This window comes from Variovorax sp. CAN15 (assembly GCF_030462475.1).
Classification (GTDB): domain Bacteria; phylum Pseudomonadota; class Gammaproteobacteria; order Burkholderiales; family Burkholderiaceae_C; genus Variovorax.
Window position 1 is genome coordinate 38,363 of sequence record NZ_JASMRZ010000023.1, and the last position, 12,903, is coordinate 51,265.

Here is a 12,903-nt window from a genome sequence, read left to right on the forward strand (position 1 = left end):
GCACCTCCCGGCCTGCCCGTTGGCTTACTTCGAACCGCGCATCAACCGCAGCCCGTTCGCCACCACCAGCAGGCTCGCCCCCATGTCCGCGAACACCGCCATCCACATGGTCGCGCTGCCGAACACGGCGAGCACGAAGAACACGGCCTTGATGCCCAGCGCCAGCGTGATGTTCTGCCACAGCACCGAGTGCGCGCGGCGCGAGAGGCGGATGGTTTCGGGGATGCGGCGCAGGTCGTCGTTCATGATGACCACGTCGGCCGCTTCCATCGCGGTGTCGGTGCCGGCGCCGCCCATCGCGAAGCCGATGTCGGCCTGCGCGAGCGCCGGGGCGTCGTTGATGCCGTCGCCGGTCATCGCTGCGGCGCCGTAGCGCTGCTGCATGGCCTTGACGGCGTCGAGCTTTTCCTCGGGCAGCAGGTTGCCGCGCACATCCTCGATGCCGGCATGGGCGCCGATGGTCCTGGCGGTGGCGGTGTTGTCGCCGGTGAGCATCACGGGCACGACGCCGAGCGAGCGCAACTCGGCCACCGCCGCCTGCGACGACTCCTTGATCGTGTCGGCCACCGCGAAGAGCGCGAGCACGGCCTTGTCCGAGGCCAGCAGCGTGACGGTGCGGCCGGCTTCCTCGTGGCGCTTGAGCTCGGCTTCGAGCGACGGGGTGCAAAGGCCGCGCTCCTCGATCAGCCGGTGGTTGCCCAGCACGTAGACCTGCCCCGCGTGCGCGGCCTGCACGCCGCGGCCGGGCAGCGCGGTGAAGTCGGCGACTTCGCCGCGCTCGCTCTTCAGCCCCTCGGCGATGGCCTTCGACACGGGGTGGTCGGAGCGGCCCGCGATGCCGGCGGCCACGGCGAACACCGCCGCCTCGTTGCCCGGGGAATCGCCGATCAGCGACGACTCCACCAGCTTCGGCTTGCCTTCGGTGATGGTGCCCGTCTTGTCGAGCGCGACCGCCTTGAGCTTGCGCGCCTCTTCGAGGTAAGTGCCGCCCTTGATGAGAATGCCGCGCCGCGCGGCCGAGGCCAGCGCGCTCACCACCGTCACCGGCGTGGAGATGACCAGCGCGCACGGGCAGGCGATGACCAGCAGCACCAGCGCCTTGTAGATGGCCTGCATCCAGGTCCAGTCCATGAAGAAGGGCGTGAACACAGCGATTGCCAGCGCCAGCACGAAGACGGTGGGCGTGTAGATGGCGGCGAACCGGTCGACGAAGCGCTGCGTGGGCGCGCGCGAGCCTTGCGCCTCCTCGACCGCGTGGATGATGCGCGCGAGCGTGGTGTTGGCCGCGATGGCCGTCACACGGAACTCCAGCGCGGCGGTCTGGTTGATGGTGCCGGCGAACACCTGGTCGCCGATGGTCTTGTCGACCGGAATGCTCTCGCCGGTGACCGGCGCCTGGTCGATGGCGCTGGTGCCCTCGGTGACGATGCCGTCCAGCGGCACGCGACCGCCGGGGCGGATGCGCGCGATGGCGCCCAGCGCCACCTCGCCGGCCATCACGGTGCGCCAGCTGCCGTCGGCCTGCTTCACCTCGGCCTGCTCGGGCGCGAGCGCCAGCAGGCTCTGGATGGCGTTGCGCGCGCGGTCCACGGCGCGGGCCTCGATGAGTTCGGCAATGGCGTAGAGCGCCATCACCATCGCGGCCTCCGGCCACTGGCCGATGATGAATGCGCCGGTGACGGCCACCGCCATCAGCGCGTTGATGTTCAGGCGCCCGCGCACCAGCGCCGCGAAGCCCTTCTTGTAGGTGTCGAGGCCCGCGAGGCCGATGGCGCCGAGTGCCAGGGCCATCTCGAACACCATGAAGCCCCGGCCCTCCAGCCCCATGAACGAGACCGACTCGGCCGCGATCGCCAGCACCAGCGCCGCTACCAGCCGCGCGAGCCCCGCGCTCATGCCGGCGATCTTCGCGGGCGTTGCAGGGGCTGCCTGCGCGCCCGTGGCATTCAGCGGCTCGGGCTTGAAGCCCGCCTTGCGGATGGCGGCCAGCGCCTCGGGCAGCGCGCCGTCGTTGGTGGTGATGGCCATGGTGCGCTCGCCGAGGCGGAATCGCAGCGCCTTGACGCCGGCGATGGGCTCCAGCGCGCGGCGGATTTCGGACTCTTCCACCGCGCAGTCCATGGTGGGAATGCGAAAGAGCAAAGCGCCGATGGGCACGTCGCTCACATCCGGCGCCAGCGGAATCGCGCCGTGGCTGGCGGTGCTGCTGCAGCCGCAGCAGGCATCGGCGGCCTTTGGCTGCGGGTGCTCGTGCGCGTGGTCATGCCCGTGACCTTCCTCGTGTGAGTGCGGATGAGAGTGCGCATGCGCGCGCGGCACGGTCGGGTTCAGGGCGTTCTGGTTCGTCATGGAATCGATTGGAAACCCTGAAGCAGGTGTAGAGTCAACCGTTCATGTCCACTCGTCCATTTGCCGCATCATGAAAATCGGAGAACTGGCCAAGGCCGCGAACACGCCTGTCGAAACCATCCGGTATTACGAGCGCGAGCAACTGCTGCCCGAACCCGCGCGCACCGACGGCAACTACCGCATCTACGACGAAGACCACGCCCAGCGCCTGGGTTTCATCCGCCGCTGCCGCTCGCTGGACATGACGCTCGACGAGATCCGCAGCCTGCTCGAATTCCGCGATGCGCCCCAGGAGGACTGCGGCGAGGTCAACCAGCTGCTGGACGACCACATCGGCCACGTGGCCGCGCGCATCGCCGAGCTGAAGACGCTGGAAAAGCAGCTGAAGGCGCTGCGCCAGCAATGCCGCGGCCCCGAATCGGCGAACGCCTGCGGCATCCTGCAGGAGCTGGACACCACCACGCTGGCGCCCGACACCTTCGGACAGCACGCTGGCCATGTGCATGGGGCGCTGCATGCGCCCGCCAAGCGGGCCGGCTGAGCGCCTTCTTTTTCCTCTTATTTGCCGATGAGCTGCGTGAGCTTGTCGGCCTCGAAGCTCTCGTCGCGCGCGGCCTCGCCCGGCACGCAGTCCTTGCTGCCGGGCTGGGCCGAGAGCTTCTCGATGGCCTGCCACAGCAGCGCGATCTGGTGCTCCTGGCTCGACGCGTTTTCGATCAGGCTGCGCATGGCCTGGCTCAGCGGATCGTCTTCCTGCGTGATGCCATAGGCGGAGAACTTCTGCGGCGCAGCCACATCGGCGCTCTCGCCGGCCTTCGACGGAATGATCCGCGCCGGGATGCCCACGGCCGTCGCACCGGCCGGCACGGGCTTGATGACCACCGCGTTGCTGCCGATCTTGGCGCCGTCGCCCACGACGAAGCCGCCCAGTACCTTGGCGCCGGCGCTCACGACCACGTCGCGCCCCAGCGTCGGATGCCGTTTGGTGCCCTTGTAGAGCGAGGTGCCGCCCAGCGTGACGCCCTGGTAGATGGTGCAGCCGTCGCCGATCTCGGCGGTTTCGCCGACGACGACGCCCATGGCGTGGTCGAAGAACACGCGATCGCCGATCTTGGCCGCGGGGTGGATCTCGATGCCGGTCAGCCAGCGGGCCCAGTGCGCGATGGCGCGCGCGGGCCACTTGAAGCCATGGGTCCAACAGGCGTGCGCCCAGCGATGCAGCACCACGGCGTGAAAGCCGGGGTAGACCGTGATCACTTCCCAGGCGCTTCGGGCGGCCGGGTCGCGTTCGAGGATGCACCGGATGTCGGCGCGCAGTCTGGAGAACATCGCTGCCTTATGCCTTCTGTCTGTTGTCGTTATATCGATAGGGCCGCGCAGTCTAAGGCCGGGGGTCTTCGCGTACGGGCGATGGGGTTTTAGTCTTTCCCGGAGGAATTGCCGCCCTTTTCGCCCCTGGGCGGCCGGGCCGCGTCGCTCATCGCCTTGGCGATGCCGCGCAGGATGTGGATCTCCTCCGGCGTGGGCTGGGCGCGGTTGAAGAGCTGCTGCAGCCTCGGCATGAGCTTCTTGGGCGCCTCGGGGTCGAGGAAGCCGATGTCCACCAGCGAGCGCTCCCAGTGGTCGAGCATGCCGGCCACGGCCTGCGCGTCGGCCGCCTGCACGGGCTGGACGGCCTCGCGCACCTCGTAGCCGCCCAGCGCCAGCCGCCATTCGTAGGCGACCACCTGGATGGCCGCGCCCAGATTGAGCGAGCCGAACTTCGGGTCGGTGGGAATGCTCAGGGCCACGTTGCAGCGGTAGACGTCCTCGTTGCGCATGCCGAAACGCTCGGAGCCGAACAGGAAGGCCACGTGCTGGTCGCCTTGCTTCGCCAGCGGCTCCAGGTGTTGGCGGGGCGTGCGCGTGGGCGGGCCGAAGTCGCGCGGGATCATCGCGGTGGCGCACAGGTGGGTCACGCCGTCGAGGGCCTCGTCGAGCGTCTCGACGATGCGGGCGTTGGCCAGGACGTCGAGCGCGCCGCTCGCACGCTGGATGGTTTCCTCGCGCCGCAGCACGTTGGCCCAGCGGGGAGCCACCAGCACCAGGTCGGAAAAGCCCATTGTTTTCATGGCGCGGGCGGCGGCGCCCACGTTGCCGGCGTGGCTGGTCTGGATCAGGATGAAACGGGTGCGCATGGAGGGTTGGCGGACACTAACGGGCGGAGCCGGTAAAATCCCCCCATTCTCGCCGCCCGCATCGCCGGGTCGTCTCCGTGGGCCCTCCCCACCGTTCTTCCCACAATCCAATGTCGTCCCCCAACCTGCATCCCATGCTCAACGTGGCCGTCAAGGCCGCACGCGCCGCTGGCGCCATCATCAATCGCGCCGCCCTCGACGTCGAAGCCGTGCGCATTTCCCAGAAGCAGGTCAACGACTTCGTCACCGAAGTCGATCACGCCAGCGAGCAAGCGATCATCGAGACGCTGCTCGGCGCGTACCCGGGGCACGGCATCCTGGCGGAAGAATCCGGCAGCCAGTACGGCGCCAAGGACTCCGACTACGTCTGGATCATCGATCCGCTGGACGGCACCACCAACTTCATCCACGGCTTCCCGGTGTACTGCGTGTCCATCGCGCTGTCGGTGCGCGGCAAGATCGAACAGGCCGTGGTCTACGACCCCACCCGCAACGACCTGTTCACCGCCACCAAGGGCCGCGGCGCCTACATGAACGAGCGCCGCATCCGCGTCTCGAAGCGCACCCGGCTCAACGAGTGCCTGATCTCCACCGGCTTCCCCTTCCGCACCGGCGACAACTTCAAGCAGTACCTGGCCATCATGGCGGACATGATGCCCCGCGCCGCCGGCCTGCGCCGCCCCGGCGCCGCCGCGCTCGACCTCGCCTACGTGGCGGCCGGCTTCACCGACGCCTTCTTCGAGACCGGCCTGAACCCCTGGGACGTGGCAGCGGGTTCGCTGCTGGTCACCGAGGCCGGCGGCCTGATCGGCAACTTCACGGGCGAGCCCGAGTTCCTCGACCAGCGCGAATGCCTGGCCGGCGCCCCGCGCGTGTACGGCCAGCTGGTGCCGCTGCTCGCCAAGTACTCCAAGTTCGCCAACGTGGACGACAAGCTGCGCGCCAGCGACCGCGTGCGCGCCGTGTCGGCCTCCGCCAAGGCCAGCGCCGGCAATGCCGACGACTCGACCGACCTCTACGCCCGCAGCACGGTAGTGGGCTTCGCCGACGAGGCCGCCGACGCCGAGGCACCGGCCGCCCCGGTGGCGCCGCCCGCGCCCCGCAAGCTCACGCGCGTGCGCCGCGAAGCGCCCGCCAACGGCGCTCCCTCCGGGGGCAACGCTTCCGCCAAGTGACGATGCTGGGGCCCAGCAACGCCGCGCCCCGGGTCCGCGCCGCTCTGCGCATCGCGCTGAGCCACTACGTCGCGAGCGGGCTCACCGTCGCGCTGGGCCTGCTGTTCATCTCCGGCGGGGTCCATCTCTGGCTGGGCACCCTCGCGGCCTCGGCCGCCGCCACCGGCGTGATCGTCACCGCGCCGCCCGACCTGCCCGGCCCGCGCCGCGGCAAGTTCCTGCAGATGCTGCCGGCGCCCCTCATCGGGCTGCCGCTCTTCTTCGCGGTGCAGATGCTGCACAGCGCCCCCATCCGCCTCGGGCTGCTGCTGGTGCCCGCCACCTTCATGGCCTTCCTGGCCATGGCCTGGGGCAAGCGCGGCATTCCGATCGCCATCGCGGTGATGTTCTCGATGGTGTTCTCCATGGCCACCCAGCCGCCCACCGACATGGCGGACGTCATCAAGCGCACCTGGCACTTCGGCCTCGGCGCGGGCCTGTACGTGGTGTGGGCCACGCTCGCCAACCTGGCGCTCAACGGCCGCTTTCGCACCCAGTCGATGGCCGACGTGCTGTATTCGCTGGCCGCGCTCATGCGCACCGAGGCCAGCCAGTTCCTGCCGCAGGACGAGACCCGCGACGTGCGCGACACCCCCGCGCCCCTGCTGGGCCAGCTTCTGCGCCAGCAGGCCGCGCTGGCCGACCAGCTGCAGGCCACGCGCGACATCGTGCTCGAATCGCCGCGCACCCCGCGCCGCCAGCGGCTGGCGGCCATGCTGGTGATCGTGCTCGAGATGCGCGACCAGCTGCTGGCCAGCGAGCTCGACCTCGACACCCTGCGCGCCCACCCCGCGCATGCCGAAGCACTCATCGAGATGCGCCGCGTGCTCGAGGAGCTCGCCGACGAAACCGTCGCGCTKGCCGACGCCCTGCTCTTCGGCCGCCACCCGGACGCCGTGGCCGACCGCCGCCCGCGCCTGGCGGCCATCCACGTCTGTGCCGACGACAGCGCCGACGGCAGCGGCGGCGGCCACATGGGCCCCACCGCCGCCATGCTCGCGCGCGGACTGGCCAGCCGCATCGGCCACATCAACGACGAGGTGCTGCGCCTGTCGGCCATGGCGCGCGGCGACGCCGAGCCCAACCTGGCCGTCGTGCGCGCCAACTGGCAGCTCTTCGTGAGCCCCACCGACTGGTCGCTGCGCCCCTTCTTCACGCTGTGGAGCTGGGACCAGCCGCCGCTGCGCCACGCCATCCGCGCCGCGCTGGCCATCGCGGCCGGCTACGCCATCGCGGTGTCGATGCCCTGGGGCTCGCACGACTACTGGATCCTGCTGACCATCGTGGTGGTGCTGCGCGGCAGCCTCTCGCAGACGCTGGAGCGCCGCAATGCCCGCGTGGCCGGCACGCTGCTGGGCTGCGTGCTGGCGGTGGGGCTGCTGTCGGCGCATCCGTCGGCGCTGTCGCTGCTGGTCATCATGACGGTGGCGCAAGCCATCGCCCACAGCTTCGCGGTGCGGCGCTACCTCATCACCGCGGTGGCCGCCACCGTGCTGGGCCTGGTGCAGGCCCACATGCTGAACGTGGGCGTGGCGCCGATCTTCGCGCTTTTCGAGCGCATCGCCGACACGCTCATCGGCGCCGCGCTGGCCTGGGGCTTCTGCTACGTGCTGCCCTCGTGGGAGCGCACGCAGATCCCGGCGCTGGTCGCGCGCGTGCTCACCGCGCAGGCGCGGCATGCGCGGCTGGCGCTGGGCCTGGGCCAGCTCAAGGCCATCGACAGCAGCCCCGAGCTCGAATGGCGCCTCGCGCGCCGCGAGGCCTACGACAGCCTCTCGGCGCTGGTGCAGGCCACGCAGCGCTCGCTGTCGGAGCCTCGCGCGGTGCAGCCGCCGCTGGAGCCGCTCGAACACCTGCAGGCCCACAGCTACCAGCTGCTCGCGCAGCTCAGCGCGGTGAAGTCGATGCTCGTGCTGCGCCGCGACCGCCTCACGCCCGCCGAGGTCGAGGGGCCCATCAGCCGCACCGCACAACGCATCGAGGCGGCCATCGGAACCATTCCGACCACCGGCCCCTCCCACCCCGAGAGTGCCGGTTCGACCACGGTTGGCGGCCCGATTCCACTGCCCGACCCGTTCGACAACGACATCAGCCCCTGGCTGCTTCGCCGGCTCGACCTGGCCACGGCACTCGCCACGCAGCTGCGCGACGACGCGGCGCGCATTCTTCAACCTCTGAACGAGACAACAGCACAAGCGAAGACGACCCCCGCCTGATGACCCAAGAGATATTCGCCCACCCCTGGTTCGGCACCTGGATTGCCGCACTGATCGCAGTTCCCCTCTCTCTTCTCGCGCACCGCATCGCCGGCATGGTGCTCAGGCGGATCACCCGCCCAGCGCCCGCCATCCATGCGATGGTGGTCAACTGCAGGGCTCCCGCCCGGCTCGTGTTCCCGCTGGTGGCGCTCACCATGGTGTGGCAGGGCGCGCCGGACGACCTGCGCTTCATCGGCAACGTGCGGCATTTCACCGGCCTGCTGCTCATCGCCGCCACCACCTGGCTCGCGGTGAAAGCCATCAGCGGCTTCGCCGAGGGCGTGCTCGCACAACACCCCTCCGACATCGCCGACAACCTGCAGGCACGCCGCGTACTCACGCAAACGCGCGTGCTCGCGCGCACCGCGATGACCGTGGTGGTCGTGGCCGGCGGCGCGATGATGCTCATGACCTTCCCCGGAGCGCGCCAGGTGGGTGCGAGCCTGCTGGCCTCGGCCGGCGTGATCGGCATCGTGGCCGGCCTTGCGGCCAAGCCCGTGTTCAGCAACCTCATCGCCGGCCTGCAGATCGCGCTGGCACAGCCCATCCGCATCGACGACGTGCTGGTGGTCGAGGGCGAATGGGGCCGCGTCGAGGAGATCACCGGCACCTTCGTGGTCATGAAGATCTGGGACGAGCGCCGGCTGATCCTGCCGCTGACCTACTTCATCGAGAAGCCCTTCCAGAACTGGACGCGGCATTCGTCGCAACTGCTGGGCGCGGTGTTCATCTACGTCGACTACGGCATGCCGCTCGCGCCGCTGCGCGAAGAGGTCGAGCGCATCGTGAAGGCCGCGCCCGAGTGGGACGGCCGCTTCTTCAACCTGCGCGTGACCGACGCCACCGAGCGCACCATGCAGATCCGCGTGCTGTGCACCGCCGCCACCTCGGGCCTGACCTTCGACCTGCGCTGCAGCGTGCGCGAGGGTCTCATCGACTTCATGCAGCGCGAGTACCCGCAGTTCCTGCCGAAGATGCGCATCTCGGCCGACGGGCTGCCCGAGCGCGAGCAGCAACTGCCGCAAGGACAGGTTCCCGCCTGATCCGGTCTTGAAGCCAGCGCCAGCACCCGCCCCCGAACGCAAGTCCGCGCTCACGCGAGCGCTGCTCCATGCCTTCGCGGTGCTGTGCCTGGCGCTGGGCCTCATCGGCGTGATCGTGCCCGGCATGCCGACCACGGTGTTCATCCTGATGGCGGCATGGGCCGCGGCGCGCAGCTCGCCGCGGCTGCATGCGTGGCTGCTGAACCACCGCCTCTTCGGCCCTCTGCTGCACAACTGGGCCAACGGCCGCACCGTGAGCCGGCGCGCCAAGTGGAGCGCGACCGTGACGATGGCGGCTTGCGCGGTGATCGTGTCTTTCACCGCGCACCGCGCGTGGCTGGCCGCGCTGGCCATCGGGTGCATGGCCTGCGTGCTGGCCTGGCTCTGGTCGCGGCCGCTGCCTCCGGCGCCTTAGCGTCCAGTCTGCTCCTGCGCCCTCGGCGCCGCCACGGCCCGCGCCGGAATCGACTCCGACATCACGATCGAGGTGCGTGTCTCGCCCAGGTGGTTGATGCTGCTCACGAAGGCTTCGAGATGCCCGATGTCGTGCGTGACCACCTTCAGCACGTACGAGTCCTGCCCCGTCACGTGCAAGCACTCGAGCACTTCGCTCTTGCCTTGGAGCAGCTTCAGCAGCCGCGCCTTGTCGGGCTGCGACGTGGTGATGCCGACGAGCGCCATCACCGTATAGCCCACATTGCGCGGCGGCACCACGGCCCGGTAGCCGGCCAGCACGCCGGCTTCTTCCAGCCTCTTCACCCGCTCCGAGGTCGAGGGCACCGACAGCCCCACCTGCCGCGCCAGCGCCGTGAGCGAAGTGCGCGCATCGGCCTGCAGCACTTCGAGGATCTGCCAGTTCTTGCTGTCGATTTCCATGGATTTCAGGCTTCGGGCTACTGTTGTATTCGAATTTCAGGCAAGAAGGGCCTTCCGCCTCAGCTTCGGCATTCTCCACAGGTGGGCGCTTCGGGACAATTTCGGGATGGACTCCACCCTCTTCCTCAAGGCCTTCGTCATCGGCCTCTCCATCGCAGCACCCGTCGGCCCCATCGGCCTGCTGTGCATCCAGCGCACCCTCGCGCACGGCCGCGCCATCGGCTTTCTCAGCGGGTTCGGCGCCGCGCTGGCCGACGCCTGCTACGGTGCCATCGGCGCGCTCGGCGTGTCGGCCGTCATCGCGTCGATGGTGGCTGCGCGCGTGCCGCTGGCGTTGGGCGGCGCGGCCTTCCTGGCGTGGATGGGCGTGCAGCTGCTTCGCGCGCCGGTGGCGACCGAAGCCCGTCAGGCGGCAGACGCGACCACGCCGCTGAAGGCCACGCTCTCGGTCTTCGTGCTCACGCTGGCGAATCCGATGACGATCCTGTCCTTCGTCGCGGTGTTCGCTTCCATCTCCACGGGCCACGTCGCAGGCGGCAGCCAGGCCGCGACGATGGTGCTCGGCGTGTTCCTCGGTTCCGCGCTGTGGTGGCTGGGGCTCTCGACGATGGTCTCGTCGGTGCGGCACAAGCTCAGCGCGAAGACCATGCAGTCGATCAACCGGCTGTCGGGCGCGATCCTGCTGGCCTTCGCGGTCTATCAGCTGTCGACGCTGCTGCCGCGCTGAGCTGCCTTGCGCCGCATCGGCGGAAGCTCCAGGTTCGTGAACGCGCGCAGCACCCACTCGACGGGCCCATAGACGAATCGGCCCAGCCACCAGCGGCTCAGCACCAGTTGCGCCGCGAAGATCGCGAAGGCGATGCCGGTGGCGGCCAGCGGCCCGATGGTGCCGATCCAGCGCAACCCGTAGGCCAGGAAGAGCCATGCGCACACCAGCGACTGCATCAGGTAATTGGTCAGCGCCATGCGGCCTGCCGGTGCGAGCATGCCTTCGAGCACACGGCCGTGCGGCGACAGCATCAGCAGCACAAGGCCGGCCGCATAGGCTGCCGTGAGAAAGGGGGCAGTGAGCAGCGTGGCGGCGAGCCCGTAGAGTTCGCGGACCGCGCTGTCCAGCCGGATCGACGGAAAGGCGTACACAGCCGCCCCCGGCAGCCCGATGACCAGCCCCCAGCGCAGCAGGCGGCGAAACAGCGGCCGGTGCGCATCGGCATTCGCGAACAGTTCCCGACGCCCTGCGATGAAGCCTGCGAAGAACATCGCGAGTGCGGTCGGCGCCTGCACCAGCCCGGTGATCCACCAGATCTGCGACAGCTCGCGCAGGTGCTGCACGATCACCGTGGCCGGCGTTCCGCGATACGCGGCCAGCGCGGCAACGGCATCCGCATGCGCCATGCGCGTGTCGTTCGACACGCCCGCCTTCACCAGCAGGTAGCCGATGCCCGCCCACAGCAGCGAGGTAGCCAGCACCAGGAACACCGCCGCACGCGCCATGAACACGTCGCCGCGACGCCGCAGCAAAAGCAGAACCGCGCCGAGCACCGCATAAGTGGTGAGGATGTCGCCGTGGTACAGCAGCACGCCATGCATCAGCCCCAGCACCCACAGCCCCACCAGCCGCCGCCGCATGCGCGGCGCGAAAGACTTTCCGCTGCGTTCGGCCGACTGCATCTGCAGCGTGAAGCTGTAGCCGAAGAGAAAGGAGAACAGCAGGTAGAACTTGGTCTCGAACACCAGCGTGCGCACCAACAGCGCCGCGCGTTCGAGCACCGACTGCGCCATCGGGTCGGGAATGCCCGCGCCGTAGTAGGTCGAGGAAAAGCTCGCGATGTTGACGACGAGGATGCCCAGCAGCGCGAAGCCGCGCAGGGCGTCGACCAGCGACTGGCGCTCGCCGGGGGCTGCCTTTTCGCCGCCGCTCATGCCGGCGCCCCCTCGGGCGCGCGGGGCCTCGCCGCGACAATCTCGCGGATGGTTTCTATCAGCAGCCGCGCGCCCTCGCCCGGCGCATCGCCGCGCCGCACGGTGAGCCCCACCGGCCCCTCGGTGCTCGATGTGTCGATGGCCAGGCGCTTCAGCTCGCTCTGGGCGATGAGCCCTTCGACGGCGCCCTGCGGCGCGAACCACACCGCATCGCAGCGCTGCAGCAGCCCCAGCACGAAGCTGGTGTCCGTCGCCTCCACCAGCCGGCCGGGCAGCACCATGCCCTGCGCGATGAGGAATGCATCGGCCGTGTGCCGGATCAGCGTGCCCGACACCGGAAGCACCAGCGGATGGCCCGCCAGCGCGTCGAGCGGCGGCTTGCGGCGCGCCGCCAGCGGGTGCCCGGGCCGCGCGACCAGCAGCAGCGGCTCGCTGTAGAGCTGCTCGAAAGCCAGGTCGGCCATGGCCGAGGCCTGCGCGAGGCGGCCGAGCACGAGGTCGATCTCGCCCTGGCGCAACTGCGTCATCAGCTGCGCGTTGGTGCCGCTGACCACCCGCACCCGCAGTGCCGGCTGCGACGCGTGCAGCGAGGCCACGGCCTCGGGCAGCAGGTTGGCCACCATGTTCGGCAGCGCGCCGACTGCCACGCGGAGCTGGTCGGCCTCGGGCTGGTCCATGGCCAGGCCCAGGCCCTCGCGCAGGCCGCGCAGCGCCGAGACGGCATGGCGCACCAGCACCTCGGCGGCGGGAGTGAGCTCCACGCCGCGTCGGCGGCGCAGCAGCAGCTGGCGGCCGACGATCTCCTCCAGCTCGGCGACCGTCTTGGACACCGCCGGCTGCGTGAGCGACAGCGCCTTTGCCGCGCGCACCAGGTTGCGCTCCTGCGCCACCATCACGAGGCACTGCAGGTGGCGCATCTTCAGGCGCCCAAAGTTCATGGCTGACACGGTGTTTCCTTGGGAGATTGGCCGCTTCAATATAACCAGCCGGAATAGCTGGCAGAAGAGCTTTCAGTTGTGCCGCCCCCGCCGCGCACCTAGAGTTGCCCTGGATAACGGAGACA

General features: G+C 69.7%; 12 protein-coding genes. 6 read left to right on the forward strand and 6 right to left on the reverse strand.

What is annotated here, in order from left to right; all coding sequences use genetic code 11:
• Positions 1-24 precede the first annotated feature (24 nt).
• On the reverse strand, positions 25-2,349 hold the full coding sequence (locus tag QMO14_RS16465; protein WP_301508403.1) for a cation-translocating P-type ATPase: 2,325 nt from the start codon (positions 2,347-2,349) through the stop codon (positions 25-27).
• 70 nt (positions 2,350-2,419) lie between these two features.
• On the opposite strand from QMO14_RS16465, the gene cadR reads away from it, so the two are divergent.
• Positions 2,420-2,890, forward strand: a complete 471-nt coding sequence (gene cadR, locus QMO14_RS16470) for a Cd(II)/Pb(II)-responsive transcriptional regulator (RefSeq protein ID WP_301508404.1) — start codon at positions 2,420-2,422, stop codon at positions 2,888-2,890.
• Positions 2,891-2,907: 17 nt separating this feature from the next.
• Here the strand turns inward: cadR and cysE are convergent, their stop codons facing one another.
• Positions 2,908-3,678, reverse strand: coding sequence for a serine O-acetyltransferase (gene cysE, locus QMO14_RS16475; protein ID WP_301508405.1), 771 nt, complete (start codon positions 3,676-3,678; stop codon positions 2,908-2,910).
• A gap of 89 nt (positions 3,679-3,767) precedes the next feature.
• On the reverse strand, positions 3,768-4,526 hold the full coding sequence (locus QMO14_RS16480; RefSeq protein ID WP_301508406.1) for an RNA methyltransferase: 759 nt from the start codon (positions 4,524-4,526) through the stop codon (positions 3,768-3,770).
• 110 nt (positions 4,527-4,636) lie between these two features.
• Between QMO14_RS16480 and QMO14_RS16485 the strand changes: the two genes are divergently transcribed.
• The 4 genes from QMO14_RS16485 to QMO14_RS16500 are packed head-to-tail and all read left to right on the forward strand — an operon-like array spanning position 4,637 to position 9,456.
• Positions 4,637-5,701: an inositol monophosphatase family protein gene (locus QMO14_RS16485; protein ID WP_301508407.1), complete on the forward strand. Its 1,065-nt coding sequence runs from the start codon at positions 4,637-4,639 to the stop codon at positions 5,699-5,701.
• A gap of 2 nt (positions 5,702-5,703) precedes the next feature.
• The gene (locus QMO14_RS16490) at positions 5,704-7,956 is read left to right on the forward strand and encodes an FUSC family membrane protein (RefSeq protein ID WP_301508408.1); all 2,253 of its coding nucleotides are present in this window, start codon (positions 5,704-5,706) and stop codon (positions 7,954-7,956) included.
• The gene (locus QMO14_RS16495; protein ID WP_301508409.1) at positions 7,956-9,041 is read left to right on the forward strand and encodes a mechanosensitive ion channel family protein; all 1,086 of its coding nucleotides are present in this window, start codon (positions 7,956-7,958) and stop codon (positions 9,039-9,041) included. The genes QMO14_RS16490 and QMO14_RS16495 overlap by 1 nt, the downstream gene beginning before the upstream one ends.
• Before the next feature lie 7 nt (positions 9,042-9,048).
• Entirely contained in the window at positions 9,049-9,456 is a 408-nt protein-coding gene (locus tag QMO14_RS16500; RefSeq protein ID WP_301508410.1) for a YbaN family protein, read from the forward strand.
• Here the strand turns inward: QMO14_RS16500 and QMO14_RS16505 are convergent.
• On the reverse strand, positions 9,453-9,917 hold the full coding sequence (locus QMO14_RS16505; RefSeq protein ID WP_301508412.1) for an Lrp/AsnC family transcriptional regulator: 465 nt from the start codon (positions 9,915-9,917) through the stop codon (positions 9,453-9,455). The two genes, QMO14_RS16500 and QMO14_RS16505, sit on opposite strands and share 4 nt — an antisense overlap.
• 106 nt (positions 9,918-10,023) lie before the next feature.
• Here QMO14_RS16505 and QMO14_RS16510 point away from each other — a divergent pair, with 106 nt between their 5' ends.
• Positions 10,024-10,644 (forward strand): LysE/ArgO family amino acid transporter, encoded by a 621-nt coding sequence (locus QMO14_RS16510; protein ID WP_301508413.1) that lies wholly within the window; start codon positions 10,024-10,026, stop codon positions 10,642-10,644.
• On the opposite strand, the gene QMO14_RS16515 is transcribed toward QMO14_RS16510, so the two are convergent.
• Together QMO14_RS16515 and QMO14_RS16520 are read right to left on the reverse strand one after the other, a co-directional pair.
• Positions 10,617-11,840, reverse strand: coding sequence for a DUF418 domain-containing protein (locus tag QMO14_RS16515; RefSeq protein WP_301508414.1), 1,224 nt, complete (start codon positions 11,838-11,840; stop codon positions 10,617-10,619). The genes QMO14_RS16510 and QMO14_RS16515 overlap by 28 nt on opposite strands.
• On the reverse strand, positions 11,837-12,778 hold the full coding sequence (locus QMO14_RS16520) for a LysR substrate-binding domain-containing protein (protein ID WP_301508453.1): 942 nt from the start codon (positions 12,776-12,778) through the stop codon (positions 11,837-11,839). Before QMO14_RS16520 ends, QMO14_RS16515 begins: the two co-directional genes overlap by 4 nt.
• Positions 12,779-12,903: the final 125 nt, after the last annotated feature.

What these genes read in the sequence shown, in the direction of transcription:
- QMO14_RS16465 (WP_301508403.1), bottom strand. Translation starts at nt 2,349, where the DNA reads ATGACGAACCAGAACGCCCTGAACCCGACCGTGCCGCGCGCGCATGCG.
- cadR (WP_301508404.1), top strand. Translation starts at nt 2,420, where the DNA reads ATGAAAATCGGAGAACTGGCCAAGGCCGCGAACACGCCTGTCGAAACC.
- cysE (WP_301508405.1), bottom strand. Translation starts at nt 3,678, where the DNA reads ATGTTCTCCAGACTGCGCGCCGACATCCGGTGCATCCTCGAACGCGAC.
- QMO14_RS16480 (WP_301508406.1), bottom strand. Translation starts at nt 4,526, where the DNA reads ATGCGCACCCGTTTCATCCTGATCCAGACCAGCCACGCCGGCAACGTG.
- QMO14_RS16485 (WP_301508407.1), top strand. Translation starts at nt 4,637, where the DNA reads ATGTCGTCCCCCAACCTGCATCCCATGCTCAACGTGGCCGTCAAGGCC.
- QMO14_RS16495 (WP_301508409.1), top strand. Translation starts at nt 7,956, where the DNA reads ATGACCCAAGAGATATTCGCCCACCCCTGGTTCGGCACCTGGATTGCC.
- QMO14_RS16505 (WP_301508412.1), bottom strand. Translation starts at nt 9,917, where the DNA reads ATGGAAATCGACAGCAAGAACTGGCAGATCCTCGAAGTGCTGCAGGCC.
- QMO14_RS16510 (WP_301508413.1), top strand. Translation starts at nt 10,024, where the DNA reads ATGGACTCCACCCTCTTCCTCAAGGCCTTCGTCATCGGCCTCTCCATC.
- QMO14_RS16515 (WP_301508414.1), bottom strand. Translation starts at nt 11,840, where the DNA reads ATGAGCGGCGGCGAAAAGGCAGCCCCCGGCGAGCGCCAGTCGCTGGTC.
- QMO14_RS16520 (WP_301508453.1), bottom strand. Translation starts at nt 12,778, where the DNA reads ATGAACTTTGGGCGCCTGAAGATGCGCCACCTGCAGTGCCTCGTGATG.